Below are 24333 nucleotides of genomic sequence, written 5' to 3'. Positions count from 1 at the left end.
TCCAAATCTATATTCGCTCGCAGCGCGTCGATATTGGGCCGTATCTCGAAAAGCTCGATCAACTGCGGGTTAATCAGGATAATATGTTGCTCGGGGTATTGATGGATGACTATATTAACTTTATCGATGCTCTGAGCCAAGAAGCCAACATTATGGACAAGAGCTTTTTCGTAACAATCCCGTATGCTTTTGGCGACGAGAGTATCGAAAAAGGCAAAGACAACAGTAATACTACCAAGGGCTTGCTGGCGAATCTATTTGTGCCGCAAAAACGTCATATGCATATCAAGGTGCCGGCCGATCAATACAACCGCGCCAAGGACGAGATGACCAAACGTTGCTCGGCCGTGATTGATGGTCTCAGCGAGATCGGCGTGCGCGCGGTACGTTTGCAGACAAAGGAACTCAGCGAGCTGTACTATAACGTGTACAATCCAGACACAGCGGTGCGCGAGCCGATTGGTGATTTTCGCAATTACACCGCGCCGGTGGTGATGAAGGGGCAGGGTGATGCCCAGCGAGCTGATATAGGAGGACAAGTCTAATGGCCAGGAAACCATCTGAACAAGATCTAGCAGCTCAACAGCGAGCCCGTGAAGAAGCCGAGGTCGCAGCCGAGTTTCAAAAAGGCATCACCACGCTGCGCGATCTAATCGCGCCGGCCAGCATCGAGTTCAAAACTGGTCATTTCATGCTGGGGACGCGCTGGTGCAAGACGTTCTATGTCTACGGCTATCCGCGGGCGCTCTATACCGGCTGGTTGTCGCAAATGATCAACCTCGATGAGGTGCTCGATATTTCGATGTTTATTTATCCAGTGGATACCCAGATTGTGATGAACAACTTGCGCAAAAAGGTAACCCAGCTCCAGGCAAATATGCAGCTCAATTCGGAACATGGCAAAGTGCGTGACCCGGGTCTCGAGGCGGCTTACCAGGACGCCGAGGAACTACGCGATCAGCTGCAGATGGGCGCCGAGAAATTCTATCGCTTTGGGCTGTATTTTACGATTTACGCTGGTTCGCAGGACGAGCTCGAGTTTGTGACGCACAAGGTCGAAACAATCTTTGGCCAACAAATGGTGCTGACCAAGGTGGCTAGCGCCCAACAGGAACAAGGCCTCAATTCGACGGTACCACAATTTATCGACGACCTAAAGATTCGCCGCAATATGAATACCGGCGCGATTTCGACGAGCTTTCCATTCACGAGCGCCGATCTGACCCAGGACAACGGTATTTTGTATGGCGTCAATATGCATAATAATGGTCTGGTGATCTTTGACAGGTATAGTCTCGAAAATGCCAATATGGTGGTGTTTGCTAAATCTGGCGCCGGTAAGTCATTCACTGTCAAACTCGAAGCCCTGCGTACGATGATGATGGGTGCGGATATTATTATCATCGACCCGGAAAACGAGTATCAGAAACTCTGCGAGGCGGTCGGTGGATCATATATTCATCTCAGCCTCAATAGCGATACGCGGGTGAATCCGTTTGATTTGCCGCAGGTGACAGATAGCGACGATGGTGAGACGAGCGATGCCTTGCGCGCTAACCTAGTGACGCTCCACGGTTTGCTACGCCTCATGCTCGGCTCGGGGCAGGTAGCGGCGAGTGGCGATATTGTGAACGTGTTATCGCCCTCCGAGGAGGCTGATCTCGACCAGGCGCTGATTGATACCTATGCTCGTGTCGGCATTACGTCGGATCCCTTGACGCATAATTCGCCACCACCCGTCATGGCGGATCTCTATGATACGTTGGCGCACATGGGTGGCAATGGTCCGCAGCTGGCGCAGCGGCTGCGACAATATACGACGGGAACTTTCGCTGGTATCTTTAGCCAACAGTCGAACGTGGCAATTGATAACCGCATGGTGGTGTTCAATATTCGTGATCTCGAGGACGAGCTGCGACCGATCGCGATGTATATTACGCTCAGTCATATCTGGAACAAGGTTCGTACCGACCAGCGTAAACGCATGCTGATCGTCGACGAAGCCTGGCAGCTCATGAAATATCCTGATTCGGCAAACTTTATGTTCTCGCTCGCCAAACGGGCTCGCAAATATTACCTGGGTCTCACGACGATCACCCAGGATGTCGAAGACTTTATGGGTTCCGAGATGGGCCGAGCCATTGTAGCCAATGCCTCGATGCAGATTTTGTTGAAACAATCGCCGTCGGCGGTTGATGTCCTAGGCCAAGTCTTCAAACTAACAGACGAGGAACTGAAACGCCTGTCGAGTTTCCCGGTAGGGCAGGGATTATTCTTTGCTGGCCAGAGTCATGTACACATTCAGATTATTGCCTCGGCAACTGAAACAGATCTCATCACGACCAATCCGCGTGCTGCTCAAAATAATAGCTAATGCTCTAGAGGCTTGCGCCGAAGTTATATATCGGTTATGATAATATCATGAAATCTCGTAGGTGGAGTACTAGTTTTGTTATAACATTGACAGTCTTAGGAATATTAGCGGGAATTTTCGTATCCATTCTACCTTCGCAGCCAGCGTTTGCTGCAGACTCATATACAAAAGAAACATGTTTGTCGACTAAAAATGGTGATCGAGACGAAACAGGAAAACTAGGCAACTTAAACGACGGGCAAGGTCCAAATGGTTATATTTTTTCAATAGATTCAACTGGTACTCATTGTCTATTCTCTGAGGCTCCTTTTGGCACTTCGGCTGCAAAATATGATGAAACTGCATGTACTGGTGCTGGCGGGATATGGGCTTGGCAGCAAACTGGTGATGTAATGCTATATAAGGGCTGTGTTTTTGCTCTCCCTGCGGATGAGGCAGAAGATGCAAAGAATAATCAGGAAACTTGTATCACAAAATTTCCCGACCAACAAGAAAATATTGAAGGTGTATCTGTAACGAAGGCCAACCCGGAGTATAAAGCTTGTATAGATGGGGCCGATAATAAAAACGATGGTTATTGCGATAAGTATAGTGATAGCTTGGATAAAGCAGCCTGTGTCTTCGGGCAGACTGGAGTATATAATGCCCCGACTGACACGACAAGCGAAGATCCATGTTATGCGGCTCAGACTCATGGCTTTGGCTGGATTGTTTGTCCAGGTATGACCTGGATGACCGCAGCGATTGATGGGCTAGTCGGATGGATTACTGGCGGCTTGCAATGGACGATGTTGACGGATACAGCCGGAGACAGCGGGGCTACTATTAGAGACGTTTGGGCATCGATGTTGACTCTCGCCAATATAGCTTTTGCGATTGCCTTTATGATAATTATCTATTCAACGGCGACATCATCAGGAATTAGCAATTATGGTATTAAAAAGATATTGCCGCGCCTAGTAGTTGCGGCGGTCGGTGTGAACTTGTCATTTTATTTATGTGCGGCTCTGGCTGATCTATCCAATATTGCTGGCGTGGGCTTGAATGATCTGATTATGGCTAGAATGTCGGGTGGTAACAATGGAGCCACAATGTTCGGCACTCTATGGGACGGTCTATTAAAAGCTGGCGTGACGCTGCTAATAGTAATTTTCACCTGGGCGACCGTATTTATTGGCATGCTCACAATATTTATTGCTATAGCCCTACGAACTGTCGCCCTGACCATGCTAGTGATCGTTTCGCCGCTCGCTATCGTTGCATCGCTCCTACCTAATACTGAGAAGTGGTTCAAAAAATGGCGTGATACATATATCCAGCTATTAGTGGTTTACCCGGCATTTATGGCGGTTTGGGCGGGCTGTCGTTTGGTGGCTAACGTAGCTACTAATATAGGAGCTGATTGGAGCTGGATGATATCCTCGCTGGCTACCTTGGCGCCACTAGCTGTTATTATCCCGCTATTCAAATCGACCAGCGGTCTCATGGGCAAGATGACAAGTCTAACAGAGAAAGGCATTGGTGCGGCAGGCGGAAATGCATTGAAAAACCTCAACAAAAAAAGCAATGCTTATCTCAGGGATAGATCCGCGAGAGTTGCAAAAAATGCTGTAGCCGGTAGAATTTCTGAGGCAGGTCAGGAGGCCGGAGAGAGAGGTAAAGAAGTTGCTGCACTAGAGAAGAAAAAGGCAGAGTCGTGGACACAGGCTGATGATGCCAGACTGAAGAGCCTGAATGACAGGGTGATTGCTGGAGAAACGCTGGTAGGTGATGAGCTCAAGGAACATAATGATCTAGTTCAAAAACAAGTTGCCCATGCCTCAGGTGCTATCCAGGACTGGAGTGCCTCAGATGAGGCTGAGTTGGGCAAGGCTCGCACAGCCAAGGCTGAGGCAGATCGAATATACTCACGACGGGCAAATGGCCTGCTGCGCAAGGGGGTTTTCATGGCGTCTGATATGCGATTTAACAAAGCGAACCGAGAGGCCGAGACCAAACGAACCGAGCAGAGTGAGCTAGCTCGCCGTCTGTCTCAAGACGATGCCTACCGAGCACGTTATGCTGGTGTGACGGCGGGTATGTCAGCAGCAGAGGCGGATGCTAGGATGAACCGGGCGCTTAACCAAGCATCAGCAATCGGTAACAAAGCTAGCGAAGAAGAACGCAGCAACTTTGGCTCTCTATTGAGTGACGCATCGACGCTATCCGATTCAGAGAAGGGTCAATTCGGCACAGCAGAGAACTTTAGTAATGCCATGGCGGCTAATTTGGTAAAAGATCCAGATTACGAAGTAACGATTTCGAATAACGGCGTAGAACGCAAGCTGAGTTGGAAAACTATGACCGATAATGAGCGGTTAGTAGTATTCCAGCAGGCTGCTAGCATGGGCTCTAGTCCTGAGGTCGCAACCACTAGTAATGCGCTCGATACCGGCAAGCTATTTGACGACCCAGCTTTGCAGAATGCGGCAGCCAGTATGGTTGTCAAATCTGGCAACAAGGGCTTCTGGGTGCAGGGTGCTAACGTAGCGAACTCAGCTGCCGGTAAAGTGACTACTGCCGCACAAAAGACTATCAATGTCACCAAGGCGCCTATTGCAGCTGGCGTTATGAGCTCGTTTGATAAGGGCGCTCACTGGGGCGATGTAGTAGCGTCGATGCCCGACGTCGCAGCTCTTGCGGCCAAGCCTGGACCAGAAGGAGACGATGCACGCGCAAGCCTAACAAACCTAAGGAATGCGATTCGGGCCAACCTATCGCAGCCAGGCGGTTCACGATATGTCGCTGCAGTTGGATCTGAATACAGGGAAATTCTTAGGGCGGCTGGGGTGGATGATGCTGATATCGAAGCCTTATTTAATAGTACGGGTGCTGATGCTGACATGGTCAGCGATGCCATGATGAGAAAAGAAACCAAGGCAAACGGAATTAGTCCAAAACTAATGACGTAAATTTAGGCCGCACTTGATGATTGGCTACGTTTTGCGGCGGCCTTGGCAGCAGCTTTATCGAGGTGGGCAATTGCGGCATAACGCCTATTAATCTCGCGATTATAGAGTGGCTGACCAGCTCGAGGGAGAATTATTGCTAGGTTCAATCCAGCATTTGCGCTACCGGCGAGAGCATCTCCTACGTTAACGAGACCGCTGGCTAGGCAAGACACTCGTCCCATACTGGCTACACGTGAGGACCGTAAAACATTCTTTGCATCGGCCGCAAAGAGAACGTCGTAGAGCTCCTTGGGCGTAAAGTTGTCGTAGGCAATATTATTTGCAGTGAACATTTTGACTAACATGCCGTCTTCGGCGAACAGGATTTCATCGAGATCACGACGCTGTTCTTTGGCATCTAGATCTAGACCCTCCTCGGCGTGGATAGGGTGATTGCGCCACTTGTTCTCGACCTTCCATGCCATGTGTGACAGAGCCGATAATCTACCGCCGCCGATTTTGCGGTTATGCTTTGCTAGCAGGTCGGCTACCTTTTTTAGCTCGTCAGACATACCGTTGTTTTCTAGCCGGTCATGCATCAGCTTGCGATCGCTGCGTAGTTGAGCTAGAGCATCGGAGCGTTTCTGTTTACGCTGCTGGCGAGCACTCGGCGGCAATGTCAAAAATGAATCAATTTTGGCTTGACGATCGGCGGCATCTTTTGCGACTTGCTCCGCAGCCTTTTTCTGAGCTTTGGCAAATATATCAGCGGCCATTTGGTCAGCCTCGGCTGACAATTCTGGTGTGATATTTGATGTCTCTATATTTTTGGTTAGACTCTCTAGGCTAGCCTCTAATTTTTTGACTTGGGATTGGCGCCTAGCGGTTATTGGATCCTCGGGCTTTACATTAGTATCGGCTTCGGATAGGGCGATTTCTCGTCTTAATGTAGATAGTTCCTCATTAATGCGCAGTATGTCGGCCTTCCAGCCAGCCAGTTTATCTAGGTTAACAAGCTCAGCCTCGGCATTTTCAACTGGCGTTATACGTACGCCAACCTGTGCTTCTGAATCCGCTGGCTGTTGATTCGCCGGGGCAGGGGTGGTAGGGGCCGGTGCGTTTAGTGCGGCAGGAACTGGCTGATTTCCAGTGTTGTCGCTAGGTTGATCTGGGGCAGGACCTGCGGCTGCGGATGTCAGATTGATTGCCGGCTGTACGTCGCCCGACGGCTGATCTGTTTCTGGTGGCGTCGTATCCTCGTCACTAGTAGGAGTTTCATCAGTGGCATTTTCGATCATAGCTGAATGTTGATACGCATCAATCAGCGTCTGTAAATACTCGTCACTTCGGGCGCTATTACGAGACTTTTTACCAGAGTTGCGTAGCCAGATTTCGTCTGCCAAATGGTACATAGCATCCATCGTGGGATCGGAGCGTCGAGATTCGATAAAAGCGCGCACAGCGCGAGGATTTTTGTGTGTTTTCATCAGATCGGCTGGGCTAGAAAAGGCCTGGCCTTCGTAGGACAAGCCAGCAACTAACGACTCGGCCTGTTCCTCGAGCGACAATTCATCCGGGGTTGGGTCTGACGTGACGGCGTCGATAGCCGTGTCGGCGACTTCTCGGCTGACAATCGGATCGGCTAATCGCTCCGCAGTTTCAGGGGTGTTTATGGCATTTGGTTTTTCGTGATGAGACATGCCTACATAGTAGCAAATTTTCATCATTTTGTCAATGCTTAATTTAATTATTTTTTATAGTTGTTATGGTAAAATGGGTGCATGAAAAGTGCGGCGCGACGATCTGGGCTAGTCTTCTCTATAATGATGCTATTGTTGTCGGTAGTTTTTAACATCCTGACCGCATCAAATGTCCTCGCGGCTCCGGTTGAGAAGAAGCTCGAATACAAAAAAGTTGCCGAAATAACCAAAAATTGTCCTGTGACACAAGGTTCAGCTACTGATGGAACGTATGTCTATGTGGCATGTAATTATGACGAAAACTCGAAAACTCGATTAGTTAAATTGAAACTAGATGGCACCGAGGTTATGCGCAAAGACCTAGGCGGCAAGCTCGGTCACGCCAACGATATGACGTATAACAGCAAACGGAAATTGCTCGTGGTGACACTGTGGGATTTTTCAAAGGATAACGGCAAAGTGGCTCTCGTTAGCCCTGACGATCTCTCTATTATAGGTGACGCCAAGGCCGACTCTGGTTCGTGGAGCAACCTCTGCTATAGCGCGGCCAAAGGTCAATATGTGTCGAACGGCGTGGCGTTTGACGAAGATTTCAAAAAGGTCAAACGTTTGTTTGACAATAATGTGATGGACAAATATGCATCGGGTGGTACCAATCAAGGTATGACCTGTGATGAGTCTTATATTTACACTATGCGCGGTGGTCTGGGTGGAGGTGCGACGTCCTATACTGGCAAGTTTAAAATCTTCGTTTTTAGCTGGTCGGGCGAACTATTAGAGGTGTATGATATGTTCATTAGTAAATACGCCGAAAATGAAAGCTTGTTTGTGGCCAATGGCAAGTTATATCTGATGGTAAATGCAACGGGAAAGGGTGCCGGCTCGTTTAGAGAACAGTTCGGAACTATCGAAGGTGCCAAGACTGGTCGGGGAGAAACCGGTGCCGGCAGCACGCACCCATTAACTCTTGGCTCTTATAACCTACACGGTACACTGCTAGAGGGCGAGTCCGGCTGTAAAGCCAAGGCGCGGTTTGAGACGGCGGCTCAAAATATTACATCGGTGGGTATGGATATTGTTGGTATGCAGGAATATAGCGATTATGACGATAGTAAATCGCCAGACTGTAATGGTGTGCAAGTGAAATTACTAGATATTTTAAATGCTACCAGCGGAGGCAGCTGGAAGGCTACGGCACTACCGGCGGGTTCAGATGGTGGCGGTTATCAAGAATCTCAGGCGTCTATACTATACAACTCTGCGGTAACGAGCCTAGTGTCAGATGAAGCAAAAAATGTTGATGGCGGGTCAATCAAAGATGACGGATGGAGAAACGTTAGCAATTGTCACGGCGGTTCGCCAATTCATCACATAGCTGGCTTTTCTGATGCGAGCGGCAATACTTTTTATGTAGCCAATGGGCACTGGTGTACCCAAAACGGCAGTCAGCGCAAAAAAGATACCGAAGCAATAGTAAAAATCATGAGTGACTATAGTGGTGCTAAATTTATCATCGGTGACACTAATTCAGAGGTAGGAGAAGAGGTTGAAGGAAGTGATGGCAACTGTTAGTTATGGCGATGCTCACACGACCGCCGCTACCAAGAATGCGGCCGAATATGGCACTATGGCTGGAAATGGTAAAGGTAAAAATATAATTGATCGCATCTATTATGAACAGGCTACTGTATCATCTCCCTCGACCTACACAACGTTGAACTGTAAAAAAGCTACAACTTGCGGCTCTGATCACCGACCGATCACGGCAGTTTTTCCATCAATTTTGGTAGGCGTTGGCAATCAGGACTGTAGTGGCAATCAAAAAGCGGTTCTCGATGCAGGCGTGCCATATTACAACGTCAACACCTGTTCATGCGCCGCTGGCACCTCTGGCGATTCGACGCTGTCGGGCGATACGTTGGCCGAGCAAGCCTTTACGTTCTTTGTATCTACTGGGATTGCTTCGAACGATGGCAAGCCGCTAAATGCGGCGCAGGCAGCTGGCATCGTCGGCAACTTTATGATTGAGACGGGCGGTGGAGAATACGATCTCAAACCAGATTCAGTTAACAGTAGTGGACATAGTGGTATTGCACAATGGGACGCGAGCGGCCGTTTACCCCAGCTAAAGAAATTTGCTGCGAAAAAAGGAACCGAATGGACCGATTTCAAAACTCAATTAGAGTTTGTGGTCGAGGAGCTAGACAATGGCTATAAACAGGCAGTGATGAATGGCAAAAAGAGTTCATCTAAAACTATCGACAAGGGACTCAAAAACGTTACAGATATCACTGAGCAGGGCGCCAAAGATGCTGCTAATATTTTCGCTAGGTATTATGAGATTCCCGGTATTCACGATTCCTATCCTAATCGTGAAACTGCCGCCGCCAAAGCCTTTAACGATTTCAAGGACAACGCGCCGGGTACGGCTAGCTCGGTAGCTGGCTCGGGAGACTGTGCTAGCGATGATTCTGTCGGGAGTGGCGACGCACAGGCGCTCATCGACAAGGTCAAAGAATTTGCCTGGGCAGACGGTCGACGTGGCTCGAAACAAAAAGAAGCCTATACGGCGGCCTTGAAAGGTCGTTACAAAGGTGGCAACAATGGAAATGACTGTGGTGCTTTCGTATCTGCCCTGATGGTCAAGAGTGGATTTGAGCCAGATTACCCAGGGACTAATACGACCGGGCAAAAGGCCTGGCTGGATAAGCATTGGAAAAAGATTGCGAGCCCTGGAGAAATCAATGTCGCAGATTTGCAACCGGGAGATGTTGCGGTCATAGGCGGCAGTCACGTTTTCGTCTGGATCGGAGAGGTTGATGGTTTTGTCGGCAAGAGCGCCGAGGCTGCGCTAGGTAGCAACACTGCTCCGACGGCGATCACAAAAGGCAATACGTTTAGCCTGCCGTCAAAATATAATTGGTATAGGAAAGAAGACTAGCATGCTACGAGATATCATAAAACCCATTCATATCATAATCGCCTCGGTTCTATTGTTAGTGCTGGTAGCGGTAATAGTATGGCCGAATATTTATCAGGCGACTAACCCAATTACTATTAGTAAAGTTCCTGCCGACGCGACGGTATATATCAATGATAAAGAAGTTTCCGGCGACCGCACTAATCTAGCGAATGGTACTTATACGGTCAAAGCTACCAAAGATGGTTTTGCCGACTACGAGGGAACGGTTATTATCGATGACGACAGTAAATATATCGTCGTGGCGTTAGACCCTGAATCCAACGAAGCAAAACAATGGGCCGAGGATAATCAGGATGTCTATCTAGCCCAAGAGTCAACCACTGGGTCTGAGGTCGGTGAGTCCGGAGCTTTGGTGCTAGACCGGAATCCGATTATTGACTCTTTGCCGATCCAGGCAGGAATTTATGCAGTAGGCTATGTTATGGACAATACGGATAAATCTGGTAATTCGATCATCGTGACAATTGATGCACCTGGTGGCTACCGCAATGCCGCCATAAAAGATATTTATGGCATAGGATCTGACCCGGCAGATTATAATATCCAGATCGAAGACTACACTAACCCGTTCAAGGAGTCTAAATAATGTTTCATTTTTCTCATCTAAAATTTGATCGAGCGACTATCAAGAAGTTTGCGATCGTGCTAGTCGCGGCGGCGATCGTAGTATGTGGAATTTTGTTTGCAGTAGACTGGCTATCGTATAAAAATGTGGTTTTTAATCTATCTTCGGAAACGAAATCAATCACCGTTTATGACGCAGACCAGTACGAGTTTTACAGTGCATCCAATGGAGATAGCTCGGCAGCCAATTCAGGTACATTGAAAGCAACTGGCCAGTTGCGTTTGAAAGTTGGCGATTACTATGTGGTGCCGACTGGCGACACTATTTCGCTCGATGCGATCAAGGTGCAGGTTGATGATGATGGGACTTCGATCGATATCAAGCCGTACTATTCGGAAGATTATTTGGCGAGTGCCTTTTCGGACCAGATAGCTACAATTAACACTGTTGTATCTGATACATATCCTACTATTATCTCTGGATATACGATCAAAGACGGCACATTTTATCATTACGGTGATTGGTATGGAACAACGCTATATAACGAACCAACCCGCGAGGGTGGATCTGATACCTATGGTGTGATCTTGCACAAGGTTGACGGGGCTTGGCAGATTGCCGCTACCCCAGAGCTCGTATTTCGCTATAGCGACCACAAAGACATCCCGACTGACATTATCGATTTGGTTAATCGAAGCGCAAACGATTAGCAGCCCGGTGTTTAGTGGCGATAGTGGTTGCGAATAAATAATTGTTATTAAAAATGTTATTCAGGTACAGATTTTTTTGATGCGTGCTATCGAGTTCGCTATCGATATCATCAAATAACAGATAGATATTAGAATCTAATTCCTCATTAGCGAGTTCAATCATGCTATATAACATGGCGAAAATGATAGTTCGGTTCTCACCGCGCGATGCAGTGGTCTTGGCATCGTGATTGTTAATTTTGATTTTAACGTCGTGAGTCTGCGGGCCGGATCTCGTAAATGGCAAGCCCAAAGCATACTCTTCGTCGAGTTGGGCTAGGATCGCGGCTCGAGTTTTATGGCTGGCGCTATAACCGAGGGAAATTTCATCGTGAGTATTCGCAATAGCTTGGTACTGCTCGGTGACGCGCGCGCCGATTCGTTTTATCCAGGTAGTTCGTGCCGAGATGATCTTTTCGGCCAGATCGGCAAATTGAATATCCCAAACAAATAAGTTGTTGCGCGATGCGCCGTTTTTGAGCAAATTATTGCGCTGGGACAAGACACGCTCGAAACGACGCAAGGTGACAGCGTGCGTGGGATCGACTTGGGCAATGAATCGGTCAAAAAAGGTGCGACGACGATTGGGTGAGCCGTAAAGCAGCTGCAAATCGCTCGGCTCGAACAGAATCACTGGCTTTTTGAGACGGGCCGGCAGCCGTGAATATTCTTTGTCATTTATAATAAAAGTCTTTTTGCCGTCGATGAACTTCACGGTGCGCTTTTCGCCGTCAATGAAATCAATATCCAGTCGCCACCAGTCGGTGTCCTGGTCGTTTTTTATCATTTCGGTAAAGTCCGAACGCCAACTCTTGCCCTGGATAGCAATATGAACAGCTTCGATGAGCGAGGTTTTACCGCTACCGTTCGGGCCGGTGATGATCGTCGTACCGGGTTGAAAGGTAGTTTCAAAATCTTCGTGTTTGCGGAAATGTTGCAATCGGACTCTGGCAATCATGGGACTATTGTACTATAATTGTTTTACATGAGGAGGAAATCACCATGGGTAAAATAAATACCAAATATATCTTCGTGACCGGAGGAGTCCTGTCAGGCGTCGGGAAAGGCATCACAGCCGCCAGTATCGGCGCTATTTTAAAAGGTAAAGGCTTCAAAGTTTCGATGCAAAAATGCGACCCATATCTCAATGTCGATGCCGGACTGTTAAATCCTGTTGAACACGGCGAATGTTTTGTGACACGTGATGGCGCCGAGACTGATCTCGACCTAGGGCATTACGAGCGATTTTTGGACGAGGAAACCACGCGCAACTCGATTACGTTGTCTGGCAAATTATTTCAAGATTTAATCGCAAAGGAACGTCGAGGCGGTTTCCACGGTCAAACAGTACAGCTGGTACCGCACCTGACGAATGCTATCCAGGATGCTATTGTTAGAGCTTCTGAGGGATCAGATATTCATATTTGCGAGATCGGCGGCACAGTTGGTGATTACGAGGGCCTCAGTTTTGTTGAGGCGATTAGGACATTTGCGAACCTCGTTGGTCGCGAAAACTGCCTGTACGTGTCGGTACTCTATGTGCCATTTTTGTCGACTAGCAAAGAGTTCAAAACTAAACCAGCCCAAAACGCCTTAAAGGATCTGCGCGGCTTTGGCATCATTCCGGATATCGTGGCGGTGCGTTTAGAGCGACAGGCTAGTCGCGGCGTAGCGGAGAAAATTGCCAAATTTGCCGGCATCGAGAGCGACGCGGTCATTCTATTGCCCGATGCTAAATCGGTGTACGATGTACCACTCCAGGTTCGCGACAGCGGGGTGCTGAACGTCCTAAATCGATTTGTCGGTAATGACAAGACTCCAGACATGACGGCATGGGAAGAGTTGAGCCGGAGGGTTAGTGCTAAAAAAGACCAGACCGTGACTGTCGGGCTGGTTGCAAAATACGTTGATAACGAAGATACCTATTTCTCTGTCACTGAGGCGTTAAAATCGGCGGCCTTTGCGTCGGGAGTTAATTTGGATATTAAATGGCTGAATGCGGAAAAAGTGACGAGCGAAGATTTCGCAGCCGTCGATGGATTGTTGGTGCCGGGCGGTTTCGGTACCCGAGGTACCGAAGGCAAGATCGCGGCGGCAGACTATGCACTCGAGCATAATAAACCCTATCTAGGCCTGTGCCTAGGTTTGCAAATGGCAGTGGTTGCGGCGGCGCGGCGCGGCGGCCTCGCCAGAGCTAATTCCGAGGAATTTGATGACAAAACACCAGAGAATGTAGTGTACATTATGGCTGACCAAAAGGGCAAAGAATCTACTGGCGGGACTATGAGATTAGGTGATTATCCTGCACGCCTACAATCGGGTAGTTTGGCAGAACGGGTGTACGGCGCTCGTGATATCGTTGAACGTCATCGTCATCGTTACGAGGTCAATCAGAAGTTCCTACCGCAGATCGAAAAGGGCGGTATAGTGGTCAGCGGCACGAGCCCTGACGGCCAGTTGGTTGAATTCATCGAGGCTCCGGACAACAGATTCTTTATAGCGACTCAGGCGCATCCTGAGTTCCGCTCGCGCCCGACGCGTCCACATCCGCTGTTTGCTGCATTTATCGAATCGTTAAAGGAGGTATCATGAGTAAAAAATCAGCTATCGAAGGCGAAGTTGTAGAGCGAAAGTCTACGACAAACAATGGTTCAAAAACCACCAAAATAAATGGCATCGTAGCTATACTCATCGTTGTCATAGCGATCGGTATTATAGCCTTTGTTTTGAAATTTGTTGTTGGACTGCTGGCAGTGATATTGCAATTTGTGATTATCGCGGCAGCACTTGGTCTGGTTGGACTCATAATCTATAACTTTGTAAAAGGAAAATAGGTGAATTCAGACAATAACCAATCAACTAATCAACAGCCGATTCAGATAATTATCGAACCAACCACGAAAAAGATAGGGCTTCGGATAGGATGGGTAATCGTAGGGCTGGTGTGTTTGATGGCAGCGTGCATAGTGATTGGTAGCACGATTAGTCTACTGGCTCCACAATATAACGAAGCTCTTGGATACAGCTTGGCAATTGGGATGAGCTTGGCGGCGGTTGCTGGCGTCATTATTGCTATCATTCAGGCTATAAAAGGAAAGGAAGGCACGAAGTGAGATTACTCCTAAAATTATCTGGTGAACAGTTAGCGGGCGACAGCCCACGCGGCTTTTCAGTCGAGCGAGCTACGTGGATCGCTGATGAGATCAAAAAAGCTAAAAAAGAATCTCCCGATGCGGAGATTGTGGTGATTGTCGGCGCGGGGAATTTCGTGCGCGGCGCTTATTTCGCGGGGCAACATGTGCGACCGGTGACAGCAGATAATATGGGTATGATGGGGACGATGATCAACGCCGTGGCGCTGGCGGATGTTTTCAACGCCGAGGGTTTGCCGACGGCAGTGCTATCGAACGTATCGTGTCAACAAATTATCGATGATTATACGCATCGCCGAGCGTTGTCGCATTTGTCCAAGGGTAGGGTGGTAATCGTGGCTGGCGGGACGGGTCGACCGTACTTTACTACTGATACGAGCGCACTGAATCTGGCTATTGAACTGGATTGTGACGTTGTTGCCAAAGCCACCAAAGTCGACGGTATTTTTGACGATGATCCAGAAAAGAATCCGGAGGCACGCAAGCTCGACACGATTTCCTATGACGATGCTTTGCGCGATAAAAAGGTTCGCGTCATGGACAAAGCAGCCCTCGCGCTCGCCGCCGAGCATGACAAGCCCGTCGTTGTCTTTGAGCTACTAAAACCTGGCAATATTGCCAAGGTCGCGAGCGGGCAAACAGTCGGCACCAGTATAAAATAATTCCCATGGGGTTCCCCTCGACCGGTCTTTCGATCGAGGGGGTTCGCGTCTTTCGGTAGGGTCACCGTGATGTGGGTTTTCCCATCTACTTGACGCTTCCCGCACTTCTAGGCTGCCACCCGCTTGGCTGCCTGCTTCCGGCCACGTGCCGGGTATTTCTGGTGGTGAGTCTTGCGACTTACCGTTGAGGTCCGGTAGAACCAGCCGTCAGTCTGGGCAATCTTGCCCGACTTGATGGCGGCGTCAACGGCCGCACGGAGGGTGGTGGAGAATTCGCCGCTCCGGTAGTCGCCGAGCTGGCGATTCCGGTTGTGAACTTCTCCGGCCAGAAACCGAACCAGCTCGCGGCGCGAGTTGGCACGGATGGCTCCGCCGAACTTGTCGAAGACAGCCAGAGATCGCCGCTCAGCGACCAGGATCTGCTCAGCGGTTGGCTTGAATTCTTTCACCACCTTCCGATTGTTACGGGGGGGGGTATGGCTGGACGATGCGTATGACGTCATCGCTCATCCTCCTCATTCTATTGTGTGCGGTGCACCACGTCGTCCTAGCTGGTTTGCCAGGGTGTCCAGTGGTGGGGCGTATTATAAACCTTTAGCGATATTTTGTCAAGCATAAACGAAATCACCACTATAGGAAATGAGCACAATTTATTGACATAAACGTAATTGTATGATAAAATAGCATACTGTTGGTCAGTGGGCGAACTGGCCGATGTAGGTTTGAATTATACGCAGAACTTTTTATGTATAGGAGGTTTCGAATCTTTCCGATGTGTTATTTCCGCGTTTTTCGTGCGATAGTACACCGGGAGGGTTCGAACTGGACTCTTGTCGAAATCGTCGAAAGGAAGATGATCCGTGGAATGGATCCAAAAGGGTGCTCAGTTGCTGGGCATCCTGGCAGTCCTGGCGCTCAGCGGCCTTATTAAGTGGGCTGCTGATCAGAAGTCACTGGTGGCCTTCGTGGCTATCAGTGTCGTACCGGTGATATTCGTTCTCACTAGTGTGTTCGCCCTCTGGGCCGGCTACCAGTGGGGTATGATCGCCGCCGGGGCGATTGTGTTCGGTGGCGCCATTGCCATCGGCACACTCATGGTCACTGCGGGCCAACTGGCCCGCGCCGCATCTACCGAAAGGAAAGTGGAAAGATGAGCCGGGACCACGAACAGTGGCAGACCAGGCGCCGCCACGACTCGACGGTCGGAGTGATCATCGCCGCGGCATTCGCCGCAGTGTATATCGCGTTCCGACCCGACTGGTTCGGCATTGCGTCCGACACGGCAACTTTTTGGTTCATGCGAGCTGTTGCATTGGTCCTGGTTGTCTGCGCGGTGGGATGTGTGTATCGCATCCGCAAACACCGCAAGTTCAAGGCCGAGCGCGAGCTCGGTCTCCCTCCTACAACAAAGCGCTGAGCCCCTCAGCGTCTCCTCCCGATGGGGAGTGAGGAACCAAGAGGGGCAACAGCCCGGCCATACACCATGGCCGGGCACACCCCTTGAATAGTCAGATTTGTTACGAATAGTTGGTGACGGAATCTAACGGTTCAAGGTTCGATCGACTACTGTCGATCATGATACAATGGAGATATGAATTATTATGCTGATATAGTCGCCCGTACCGTCAAGGCACTATTTGCTATTGACGTCGAAATTAAACTATCTCGACCGGATCCTACATTTGGTGATATTGCGACTAATGTGGCCATGCAGCTGGCTGGGCGTTTGCATGAAAGTCCGCGCGAAATTGCCGAGACGATCGCGCGTGAACTGCGCACCAACGACGCGTTCCTCGATGCGGTGGTAGCTGGTCCGGGCTTTATTAATATCACACTCGGCGCCACGTCGTTGTTAGATATGACGCGCCAGGAGTCGCCATTATTCCGCGCCGGGCAGACGATCGTCATCGAGACTAACAACCCCAATCCGTTCAAGGCCATGCATATTGGTCATGCGTTCAACGCTATCCTCGGCGATACGATTGCCAATCTACTAGCGGTCAGTGGTGGTCAGGTCTACCGCGTTAGCTACCATGGCGACGTCGGGTTGCACGTTGGCAAGAGCATGTATGCGCTGCTACGCTATGCCGACGGCGATTTCACGAAGATTGAATCAATTCCTAAAATTGATCGCAACACGTTTATGAGCAAAATGTATGCAGAAGGGTCAAAGGCATACAAAGAGGACGAGACGGCGCAGAGCGAGATTAACGACCTAGCCGAGCAATCATTCGAGCCAACATCTGGTCTATATATCCAGATCTATGACCTCTGTAAAGCCTGGAGTTTCGAGCAAATTGACCATTTGGTGGCGCGGCTCGGCAACCAGCCGACCGTCTATCGTTTCCTCGAGAGCGATGCTGATCATCGCGGCGTTGAGGTGGTGAAACGTAATGTGCCAAAGGTGTTTCAGGAGTCTAGTGGCGCCTTGATATTCGAGGGTAGCAAATACGGCGCGTTCGACAATGTGTTTGTGGCCTCAAACGGCCGCGGGCTGTATGCGGCGCGCGATCTCGGGCTGATGCTGCTCAAAAACGAGCAGTTCCATCCCGACAAAAGCTATATCGTGACCGCCGAGGAGCAGCGTGATTATTTCAAGGGCGTGATTGCGGCGGCTGGGCTGGTCTGGCCGGATCGCAAAGATGTCACGGTCAACATTTCGACGGGCACCGTGAAACTCACTACTGGAAAAATGAGTAGCCGTGACGGCGATGTCATCGAGATTGCTTGGCTGTTTGATCAATTCACAGCGGCGATCGCCGAGCGCGGCGGCGAACCGACTGACGAGATCATTGCTGGCGCTCTACGTTACCAGTTCCTAAAGGTCAAAATTGGCGGCGACGTGGTGTTTGATGTAGACGAAGCGGTCAGTTTAACCGGCAACACCGGCAGTTATTTGCAGTATGCTCATGCCAGGGCTCGTCGCATTCTGGAAAAGAGTGGCGCGAGCTTTGTCATGCCGATCACGCTACGCGACGAAGATTATGCATTGGTACGAAAACTGGGTGAATATGCCGAAATAGTAGAGCTAGCTACTCGCCAACTCGAGCCACATCACATCTGCAATTATCTGTTCGAACTGGCCCAGGAATTCAATCGCTATTACGAGAAAAATCAGGTCATCGGCAGCGAATACGAACAGCACCGTCTCGGTCTAGTGGGGCTTTATGCCGATATTTTGCAGGCTGGACTAGCGATTCTGGGTATCCACGCACCGAGCCGAATGTAAACGTGCCTGTCCACAATATGCTATAATAACTCGCATGAAGCATAACCAGAAACATACCGCACGAGGTATCATAAAAAACAGTCTCATGACCTTGTTTATCATGATGACTAGCCTGGTTGGAGTTACGGCTATTGTGCCGACATATGCCTCGGCGGCGGCTTGCAAGACGCAAGAAGATAGCAATCTATTGAACTTCCCAACCTGGTATCGTGGGCTATGTCAGAGCGGTACAGACAAGGTTCAGATCGAAGGCGGCTCACCGGCTGATGTCGTATTTACCATTGCATTGAACCTCATCGATATCGCGCTGCGTGTTGTCGGTATACTGGCGGTTGGTTACCTGGTGTATGGCGGTTTTCGTTATGTGATGTCGCGCGGTTCGCCGGAGGAAACGAAAAAGGCTCAAGATATCATTCTAAAGGCCATTATTGGCCTCGTTATCGCCATTTTATCGACGGTAATTGTTAGCTTCGTTGTCTCTCGACTGAACCCTTAATGAGACAAGTACTTTGTTGTAAAAACTACATATAGCGTTATTTTGACCAAGTGCTACAATAGATATAGTGTTCGGGCGACACTTAAATAAATAATATAACGTGAGGGGGTATCATGGCTCGAGAGGGAAGAATTTTTGGTGCGCGAGACGCAAAATCCAATGCGGGGAACGGTGTTATAGACAATGAAAAGACCACGAAAAGTGCGCGGACAAATGATGCAAAGAAATTAACGTTTGATTATGTCTTTTCAACGCCGAACGTACATCCGTATGACGAGGTGACTTGGGAACAGCGCGATGTGGTGATGACCAACTGGCGCGACGGTTCGGTCTCATTCGAGCAGCGCGGCGTCGAATTTCCGGATTTTTGGAGCCTCAATGCGAGCCAGATCGTTACCAGCAAATATTTCCGCGGCGTGATCGGCGCGGATGATCGTGAATACTCTCTCAAACAGCTGATTGATCGTGTCGCCAATAAATATGTGGAACAGGGCAAAAGAGACGATTATTTTGCCACGCCACGCGATGCCAAGATTTTCGAAAACGAACTAAAATGGATGTTGTTGCATCAAGTATTTAGCTTTAACTCGCCGGTCTGGTTCAACGTCGGTACCGACGCACCACAACAGGTGAGTGCCTGTTTCATCCTAGGTGTCGAGGATAGCATGGAATCTATTTTGAATTGGTATGTCGAGGAAGGTCGAATTTTCAAACGCGGCTCTGGTGCGGGTGTCAACCTATCGCGTCTGCGCGGTAGTAAAGAAGGCCTGGCGAGCGGCGGCAAAGCGAGCGGCCCAGTCTCGTTCATGCGCGGTGCCGATGCGTCGGCTGGCACAATCGCCAGCGGTGGCGCGACGCGTCGAGCTGCCAAAATGGTGGTGTTAGACGTTGATCATCCGGATATCGAAGCCTTTATCGAAACCAAAGAGCGTGAAGAGGAAAAGATCCGCGCACTGCGCGACGCCGGATTCGACATGGATCTCGATGGCCGCGATAGCTACTCGGTCCAGTACCAAAACGCCAATAACAGCGTGCGCGTCAGCGACGAATTTATGCGCGCGGTCGAGGCTGGTGCGCCATTTGGTTTGCGTGCGCGTCGTACCGGTGACGTCATCGAAACAGTTGATGCTCGCGAATTGTTCCGCAAAATTAGCAAAGCTGCTTGGGCTTGTGCCGATCCTGGTATTCAATACGACGATACGATCAATGCCTGGCACACTTTGCCAAACGACGGCAAGATTACGGCCTCGAACCCATGTTCTGAATACATGTCGATCGACAACTCGTCGTGTAACCTGGCCAGCATCAACCTGTTGAAGTTCCTCGGCGACGATGGTACATTCGACGTCGATACCTTTATCCACGCTGTCGAAGTGATTTTTACTGCGATGGATCTGTCAGTCAGCTTTGGCGATTTCCCAACCGAAAAAATTACCGAAAATACGAAGAAGTTCCGTCAGCTCGGTATCGGCTATGCTAACCTCGGCGCCTTGTTGATGGCCATCGGTTTGGCCTACGACAGCCCAGAGGGTCAGAGTGTAGCAGCCGCTATCACCAGCCTGATGACTGGTGCCGCCTACCGCCGTTCAGCCGAGATGGCTGCGGCAGTTGGCCCATACGAGGGCTACGCTAATAACGTCGAGCCACACAAAGCCGTCATGCGCAAACATGCTGCCGCTAGCCTCGAGGCTACTGACAAAATCGTTGACCACGATCTCCACATCAATGCCGAAGACATCATTTTCGCCGCTAATCGTGAGTGGGAAGACGGTATCAAGCTCGGGGCTGACGCTGGTTGGCGCAACAGTCAGGCTAGCTTGCTGGCACCGACTGGTACGATCGGCTTTATGATGGACTGCGATACGACCGGTATCGAGCCAGACTTTTCACTCGTCAAGTTCAAAAAACTGGTCGGTGGCGGTTCGATGCAGATTGTCAACCAGACGATTCCACGCGCCCTCGAAACCCTTGGCTATAACGAGGATCAGGTCGAAAAAATTGTTGATCACATCTCGAAAAACGGCAACGTCGTCAATGCGCCAGATCTAAAACTGGAACACTATAGCATTTTCGACTGTGCTGTCGGCGAGCGTGCGATCGAACCAATGGGTCACATTCGTATGATGGCGGCAGTTCAGCCGTTCCTATCTGGCGCGATCAGCAAAACGGTCAACATGCCAGAATCGGCCACTATCGAAGACATCGAGGAAGTTTACATGGAAGGCTGGAAGATGGGTCTCAAGGCCATCGCGATCTACCGCGATAACTGTAAGGTCGGTCAGCCACTATCTGATGGCAAGAAAAAGGAAACCAAAGCCGCAGAATCAACGGATGCTACGGATGTTCCACTCGAGGAGCGTCGGGCCGTGCGCCGCAAGTTACCGAGCACCCGACCAGCTCGCACCTACTCATATTCGGTCGGCGGGGCAGACGGCTATATCACCGCTGGATCGTATCCAGACGATGGCCTCGGCGAAGTCTTTCTAAAGGTTGCCAAACAGGGCTCGACCTTGGCCGGCCTGATGGATGCGTTCTCGATTGCGATATCGGTGGCGTTGCAATATGGCGTGCCGCTCGAAAAATTCGTCGAAAAATTCATCAATATGCGCTTTGAACCAGCCGGTATGACTAACGATCCAGATATTCGCTTTGCACAGAGTCCGATCGACTACATTTTCAGACGTCTAGCGCTCGACTACTTGCCATTCGAAACTCGTGCCAGCTATGGTATCTACACCACCGAGGAACGCGCTCGGGCGATTGAAACCGGCGAGTATCAGCCAGTCAATATCGAGACTGACAAAGATTTTAGCGACGAGGCTCCCGAAGAAGCCGAAGAAGTCGTCGCCGAGATGGAAAAGGAACTGGAAAAGCTCGAAAAAGCTGAACAGCCAGCACCGGCCAAAGCCGCAGCAGCGCCACATTCAACCGCCGAGTTGATGGAGAGCAAAGGTGTGAGCGAAGATGCGCCGATCTGTATGAACTGTGGCGTCAAAATGCGCCCAGCTGGTTCGTGTCACATCTGTGAACTGTGCGGTTCGACCTCAGGCTGCTCGTAAGCTAGACCAGCCTGACGACCACAAATACCCGCCTATGATAGGGCGGGTATTTCTATGCCTCGTGGTACATGTGATACAATAAAAGCATGAAAAAAGCTAGTTTATTGTGGATCGACCTCGAAATGACAGGGCTGGATCCGAAGATTGATCGTATCATCGAGATCGGTGCTGTGGCGACCGATTGGGATTTTAACGAAATCGCTCGTTATGAGGCGGCGGTCAAGGTTGATGCGGATCTGATCAAACAACGCATGATTGGTGAATTTTGGGACAAAAACTCGGTGTCGCGCGATCAACTGATTACTTCGAGTGCCGAGGCAGAGTCGGCTAGTGCGGTTGAAAAGGAACTCCTGGGGTTTTTGCAGGCTCATTTCGATACAAATCAGCCGATCTATCTCGCTGGCAACTCGATTCATCAGGATCGTAAATTTATCGAGCGGGAATGGCCATTACTCGATCGAAGCCTGCATTACCGCATGCTCGATGTGAGTGCCTGGAAACTGGTGTTTGAACACAAATTGAATAAAAAGTTTACGAAACCCGAGACCCACCGAGCGATTAGCGACATCGAAGGCTCGATTGATGAACTAACATATTATCTGGGGCGGGTGAAATCGTGAACGAAACAGAGGCGAAAGACTATCTAGCATCGATGCCTGGCGCATACCTAGACTATCCATTTGGACCAGGTACGGCGGTCTATCGGGCGGCTAATGATAAATTATTTGCACTCATCGCCGAGGGCAGCGAGCCGCTACGAATCAGTCTCAAATGCGATCCGAATTTAGCTGAATTACTGCGCGACAAATACGAGAGTGTGTTGCCGGGTTACCACCTCAACAAACGCCACTGGATTACTGTCATCGTCACAGGGCAACTAACCGATGATGATATTCGTGATTTAGCTCGACATAGTTTCGAGCTCGTAAAATCCTAATGTATTAGCTGGAACTACTAGCTGGCAGCCGGTTACCGAGGGCGATAAAGTCGACATAGGTTTGCTGCAAGGCGCTCTTTAGCTCGGTGCTTTGGCTATTGTCGTATAATTTCAGTATCAGATCCTCTGTCTCTGTCAAAGCGTCTCGAATCGCCTTGGTGTAGGCGCTATTCAGGTTAGAGTTGGCTTTGGCTTTGTCGAGCGTGGCCTTGACCGTGTCGAGCGAGTAGGTTGCGGCTACTTCTGCAGTCGGCGTTGTAAAGGTATTGGTTTTGCCATCACTGCCGAGGTATAGTGGGCTCAGATCGTTGGTTCGGGATAACAGCACCAGATCTAGCTCATTCATAACCTGTGTAATATCCGATCCACTGACACCATTTTCTGTGCCATAGTCGAGCAGGGTGCGTAGATTGATCATGCGCTGGCCGAGGACTTCGCCACTGGCGTTTTTGACTTTGTTGCCGCCTGAGGCGATAGCGGCAATGGCGACACCGACGAACATAACAACAACGGCGGCGATCAAAATCAGGAATTTCCCGGAAAATAACGCCGGTTTAGCTGGCTTTGCAGAGATCTTGTCTAGGTATTCCTCTTTGATAGGGGCAGGGGTTTCGGCGATAGGCGCGTACATTTCCACGTGCGAATTGTCGACGTTGGGTTTGATCGCCTCGGCCTCGAATTTGCGCCGCAAAGCCGCCGGTGTTTTCGGCGTCTCCGGATGTGCCGGATTTGGGTTAGGTTGCGGGAAAAGATCGTGCGGTTCCATAGGGTAATTTTACCACAAGCAACACGTTTTCGGCAAAAACCCTTGCGTTTTATTATAATCTGTGGTATAATGTTACTGTTACGTCAATGTATGCAATATAGTATATAAGGAGGCATAGTAATGACAAACGGTAACAATAGTATGAATGTTGGTACAGCTATCAAAGCAAAAGCTATGAACGCAGTACACGGTACAGTAGATTTTATTAAAAACCCTCGTAAAGTAGCAGGCCTTGCTATGGCTGGTGCAACACTATCCCTCGTGACAGCCTGTGGCCCTAGCTCTACTCCAGAGACACCTGTTTCTCCAGTGCCAACTCCTAGCAACATTGACATGCCGACGATCAAGCCTACGACTGAGATGCCTAGTACGCAGCCAAGTACGCAGGAGACGAACGATTCTGACAATCCATGCGTTGGGCAGAATTTTTCAAAGATCAAAGACGCTGTAGATTGCTTGAGTAACAGTGGAGAGAAGAATGTTACGCCTGGCGGTTGGATTGATGGCGATAATGATGGTGATGATGATGATCTACTCATAAGAACATCTCGCTCAAACTATGTCTTACTTGATGATGGTACTCTCCTGAAGCGTAGCTAAAACAAGTAATAGTGATGTAATATTACAATTGTAAATGAGGTGTCAATTCTGCGCCTCATTTTTTTATTGCCCTCGCCAACCCCTTTATGCTAAAATATCCCCATGTATAAGCGCGTGGGGCACCGGGAATA

The 24333-nt window shown here is 49.7% G+C and carries 22 protein-coding genes; 18 read left to right on the top strand and 4 right to left on the bottom strand.

What is annotated here, in order from left to right:
• Positions 1 to 101: 101 nt before the first annotated feature.
• From IPL44_00980 to IPL44_00970, 3 genes are all read left to right on the top strand, one after another.
• On the top strand, positions 102 to 545 hold the full coding sequence (locus IPL44_00980) for a hypothetical protein (protein QQS17793.1): 444 nt from the start codon (positions 102 to 104) through the stop codon (positions 543 to 545).
• On the top strand, positions 545 to 2374 hold the full coding sequence (locus tag IPL44_00975) for a DUF87 domain-containing protein (protein ID QQS17608.1): 1830 nt from the start codon (positions 545 to 547) through the stop codon (positions 2372 to 2374). The genes IPL44_00980 and IPL44_00975 overlap by 1 nt, the downstream gene beginning before the upstream one ends.
• 179 nt (positions 2375 to 2553) lie before the next feature.
• Positions 2554 to 5325: a hypothetical protein gene (locus IPL44_00970; GenBank protein ID QQS17607.1), complete on the top strand. Its 2772-nt coding sequence runs from the start codon at positions 2554 to 2556 to the stop codon at positions 5323 to 5325.
• Positions 5326 to 5327: 2 nt separating this feature from the next.
• On the opposite strand, the gene IPL44_00965 is transcribed toward IPL44_00970, so the two are convergent.
• The gene (locus tag IPL44_00965) at positions 5328 to 7004 is read right to left on the bottom strand and encodes a hypothetical protein (GenBank protein QQS17606.1); all 1677 of its coding nucleotides are present in this window, start codon (positions 7002 to 7004) and stop codon (positions 5328 to 5330) included.
• Positions 7005 to 7085: 81 nt separating this feature from the next.
• On the opposite strand from IPL44_00965, the gene IPL44_00960 reads away from it, so the two are divergent.
• The 4 genes from IPL44_00960 to IPL44_00945 are packed head-to-tail and all read left to right on the top strand — an operon-like array spanning position 7086 to position 11262.
• Entirely contained in the window at positions 7086 to 8576 is a 1491-nt protein-coding gene (locus tag IPL44_00960; protein QQS17605.1) for a hypothetical protein, read from the top strand.
• On the top strand, positions 8563 to 9945 hold the full coding sequence (locus tag IPL44_00955; GenBank protein QQS17604.1) for a hypothetical protein: 1383 nt from the start codon (positions 8563 to 8565) through the stop codon (positions 9943 to 9945). Before IPL44_00960 ends, IPL44_00955 begins: the two co-directional genes overlap by 14 nt.
• A gap of 1 nt (position 9946) precedes the next feature.
• Positions 9947 to 10573 carry a PEGA domain-containing protein gene (locus IPL44_00950; protein ID QQS17603.1) on the top strand — a complete coding sequence of 209 codons (627 nt, stop codon included), beginning with the start codon at positions 9947 to 9949 and terminating at the stop codon, positions 10571 to 10573.
• A complete protein-coding gene (locus IPL44_00945; protein ID QQS17602.1) occupies positions 10573 to 11262 on the top strand; it encodes a hypothetical protein in 690 nt (229 codons plus the stop codon). The genes IPL44_00950 and IPL44_00945 overlap by 1 nt, the downstream gene beginning before the upstream one ends.
• Here IPL44_00945 and IPL44_00940 read toward each other — a convergent pair.
• On the bottom strand, positions 11240 to 12259 hold the full coding sequence (locus IPL44_00940) for a DNA replication/repair protein RecF (protein ID QQS17601.1): 1020 nt from the start codon (positions 12257 to 12259) through the stop codon (positions 11240 to 11242). The genes IPL44_00945 and IPL44_00940 overlap by 23 nt on opposite strands.
• A 44-nt stretch (positions 12260 to 12303) precedes the next feature.
• Here IPL44_00940 and IPL44_00935 point away from each other — a divergent pair, with 44 nt between their 5' ends.
• The 4 genes from IPL44_00935 to IPL44_00920 are packed head-to-tail and all read left to right on the top strand — an operon-like array spanning position 12304 to position 15115.
• Positions 12304 to 13893, top strand: coding sequence for a CTP synthase (locus IPL44_00935; protein QQS17600.1), 1590 nt, complete (start codon positions 12304 to 12306; stop codon positions 13891 to 13893).
• The gene (locus tag IPL44_00930) at positions 13890 to 14135 is read left to right on the top strand and encodes a hypothetical protein (GenBank protein ID QQS17599.1); all 246 of its coding nucleotides are present in this window, start codon (positions 13890 to 13892) and stop codon (positions 14133 to 14135) included. Before IPL44_00935 ends, IPL44_00930 begins: the two co-directional genes overlap by 4 nt.
• On the top strand, positions 14136 to 14414 hold the full coding sequence (locus tag IPL44_00925) for a hypothetical protein (GenBank protein QQS17598.1): 279 nt from the start codon (positions 14136 to 14138) through the stop codon (positions 14412 to 14414).
• Positions 14411 to 15115 carry a uridine monophosphate kinase gene (locus tag IPL44_00920; protein ID QQS17597.1) on the top strand — a complete coding sequence of 235 codons (705 nt, stop codon included), beginning with the start codon at positions 14411 to 14413 and terminating at the stop codon, positions 15113 to 15115. Before IPL44_00925 ends, IPL44_00920 begins: the two co-directional genes overlap by 4 nt.
• Before the next feature lie 107 nt (positions 15116 to 15222).
• Here IPL44_00920 and IPL44_00915 read toward each other — a convergent pair whose 3' ends face one another.
• The gene (locus tag IPL44_00915) at positions 15223 to 15567 is read right to left on the bottom strand and encodes a hypothetical protein (protein QQS17596.1); all 345 of its coding nucleotides are present in this window, start codon (positions 15565 to 15567) and stop codon (positions 15223 to 15225) included.
• A 408-nt stretch (positions 15568 to 15975) separates the two neighbouring features.
• On the opposite strand from IPL44_00915, the gene IPL44_00910 reads away from it, so the two are divergent.
• The 6 genes from IPL44_00910 to IPL44_00885 all read left to right on the top strand — a co-directional run bounded on the left by IPL44_00910 (position 15976) and on the right by IPL44_00885 (position 22836).
• A complete protein-coding gene (locus tag IPL44_00910) occupies positions 15976 to 16269 on the top strand; it encodes a hypothetical protein (protein QQS17595.1) in 294 nt (97 codons plus the stop codon).
• A 437-nt stretch (positions 16270 to 16706) separates the two neighbouring features.
• Positions 16707 to 18344 carry an arginine--tRNA ligase gene (gene argS, locus IPL44_00905; protein QQS17594.1) on the top strand — a complete coding sequence of 546 codons (1638 nt, stop codon included), beginning with the start codon at positions 16707 to 16709 and terminating at the stop codon, positions 18342 to 18344.
• A gap of 34 nt (positions 18345 to 18378) precedes the next feature.
• Positions 18379 to 18840: a hypothetical protein gene (locus IPL44_00900; protein QQS17593.1), complete on the top strand. Its 462-nt coding sequence runs from the start codon at positions 18379 to 18381 to the stop codon at positions 18838 to 18840.
• A 113-nt stretch (positions 18841 to 18953) separates the two neighbouring features.
• Positions 18954 to 21899, top strand: a complete 2946-nt coding sequence (locus IPL44_00895) for a vitamin B12-dependent ribonucleotide reductase (GenBank protein QQS17592.1) — start codon at positions 18954 to 18956, stop codon at positions 21897 to 21899.
• 86 nt (positions 21900 to 21985) lie between these two features.
• The gene (orn, locus tag IPL44_00890) at positions 21986 to 22519 is read left to right on the top strand and encodes an oligoribonuclease (protein QQS17591.1); all 534 of its coding nucleotides are present in this window, start codon (positions 21986 to 21988) and stop codon (positions 22517 to 22519) included.
• Between the two features lie 32 nt (positions 22520 to 22551).
• On the top strand, positions 22552 to 22836 hold the full coding sequence (locus IPL44_00885) for an MmcQ/YjbR family DNA-binding protein (GenBank protein ID QQS17792.1): 285 nt from the start codon (positions 22552 to 22554) through the stop codon (positions 22834 to 22836).
• A gap of 4 nt (positions 22837 to 22840) precedes the next feature.
• Here IPL44_00885 and IPL44_00880 read toward each other — a convergent pair whose 3' ends face one another.
• A complete protein-coding gene (locus IPL44_00880) occupies positions 22841 to 23602 on the bottom strand; it encodes a hypothetical protein (protein QQS17590.1) in 762 nt (253 codons plus the stop codon).
• Positions 23603 to 23722: 120 nt separating this feature from the next.
• On the opposite strand from IPL44_00880, the gene IPL44_00875 reads away from it, so the two are divergent.
• The gene (locus IPL44_00875) at positions 23723 to 24202 is read left to right on the top strand and encodes a hypothetical protein (protein ID QQS17589.1); all 480 of its coding nucleotides are present in this window, start codon (positions 23723 to 23725) and stop codon (positions 24200 to 24202) included.
• Positions 24203 to 24333 lie beyond the last annotated feature (131 nt).

The sequence above is a fragment of the Candidatus Saccharibacteria bacterium genome, from assembly GCA_016699895.1.
In the GTDB taxonomy this organism is placed as follows: Bacteria; Patescibacteriota; Saccharimonadia; order Saccharimonadales; family Saccharimonadaceae.
Note: the sequence above shows the minus strand (reverse complement) of the source record. Positions and strands in the feature narration are given on the sequence as shown.

Excerpts from the sequence above, each read along its gene's own strand:
- IPL44_00980 (QQS17793.1), top strand. The coding sequence starts at position 102 with ATGGATGACTATATTAACTTTATCGATGCTCTGAGCCAAGAAGCCAAC.
- IPL44_00975 (QQS17608.1), top strand. The coding sequence starts at position 545 with ATGGCCAGGAAACCATCTGAACAAGATCTAGCAGCTCAACAGCGAGCC.
- IPL44_00965 (QQS17606.1), bottom strand. The coding sequence starts at position 7,004 with ATGTCTCATCACGAAAAACCAAATGCCATAAACACCCCTGAAACTGCG.
- IPL44_00960 (QQS17605.1), top strand. The coding sequence starts at position 7,086 with ATGAAAAGTGCGGCGCGACGATCTGGGCTAGTCTTCTCTATAATGATG.
- IPL44_00955 (QQS17604.1), top strand. The coding sequence starts at position 8,563 with ATGGCAACTGTTAGTTATGGCGATGCTCACACGACCGCCGCTACCAAG.
- IPL44_00950 (QQS17603.1), top strand. The coding sequence starts at position 9,947 with ATGCTACGAGATATCATAAAACCCATTCATATCATAATCGCCTCGGTT.
- IPL44_00945 (QQS17602.1), top strand. The coding sequence starts at position 10,573 with ATGTTTCATTTTTCTCATCTAAAATTTGATCGAGCGACTATCAAGAAG.
- IPL44_00940 (QQS17601.1), bottom strand. The coding sequence starts at position 12,259 with ATGATTGCCAGAGTCCGATTGCAACATTTCCGCAAACACGAAGATTTT.
- IPL44_00935 (QQS17600.1), top strand. The coding sequence starts at position 12,304 with ATGGGTAAAATAAATACCAAATATATCTTCGTGACCGGAGGAGTCCTG.
- IPL44_00930 (QQS17599.1), top strand. The coding sequence starts at position 13,890 with ATGAGTAAAAAATCAGCTATCGAAGGCGAAGTTGTAGAGCGAAAGTCT.
- argS (QQS17594.1), top strand. The coding sequence starts at position 16,707 with ATGAATTATTATGCTGATATAGTCGCCCGTACCGTCAAGGCACTATTT.
- IPL44_00900 (QQS17593.1), top strand. The coding sequence starts at position 18,379 with ATGAAGCATAACCAGAAACATACCGCACGAGGTATCATAAAAAACAGT.
- IPL44_00895 (QQS17592.1), top strand. The coding sequence starts at position 18,954 with ATGGCTCGAGAGGGAAGAATTTTTGGTGCGCGAGACGCAAAATCCAAT.
- orn (QQS17591.1), top strand. The coding sequence starts at position 21,986 with ATGAAAAAAGCTAGTTTATTGTGGATCGACCTCGAAATGACAGGGCTG.
- IPL44_00885 (QQS17792.1), top strand. The coding sequence starts at position 22,552 with ATGCCTGGCGCATACCTAGACTATCCATTTGGACCAGGTACGGCGGTC.
- IPL44_00880 (QQS17590.1), bottom strand. The coding sequence starts at position 23,602 with ATGGAACCGCACGATCTTTTCCCGCAACCTAACCCAAATCCGGCACAT.
- IPL44_00875 (QQS17589.1), top strand. The coding sequence starts at position 23,723 with ATGACAAACGGTAACAATAGTATGAATGTTGGTACAGCTATCAAAGCA.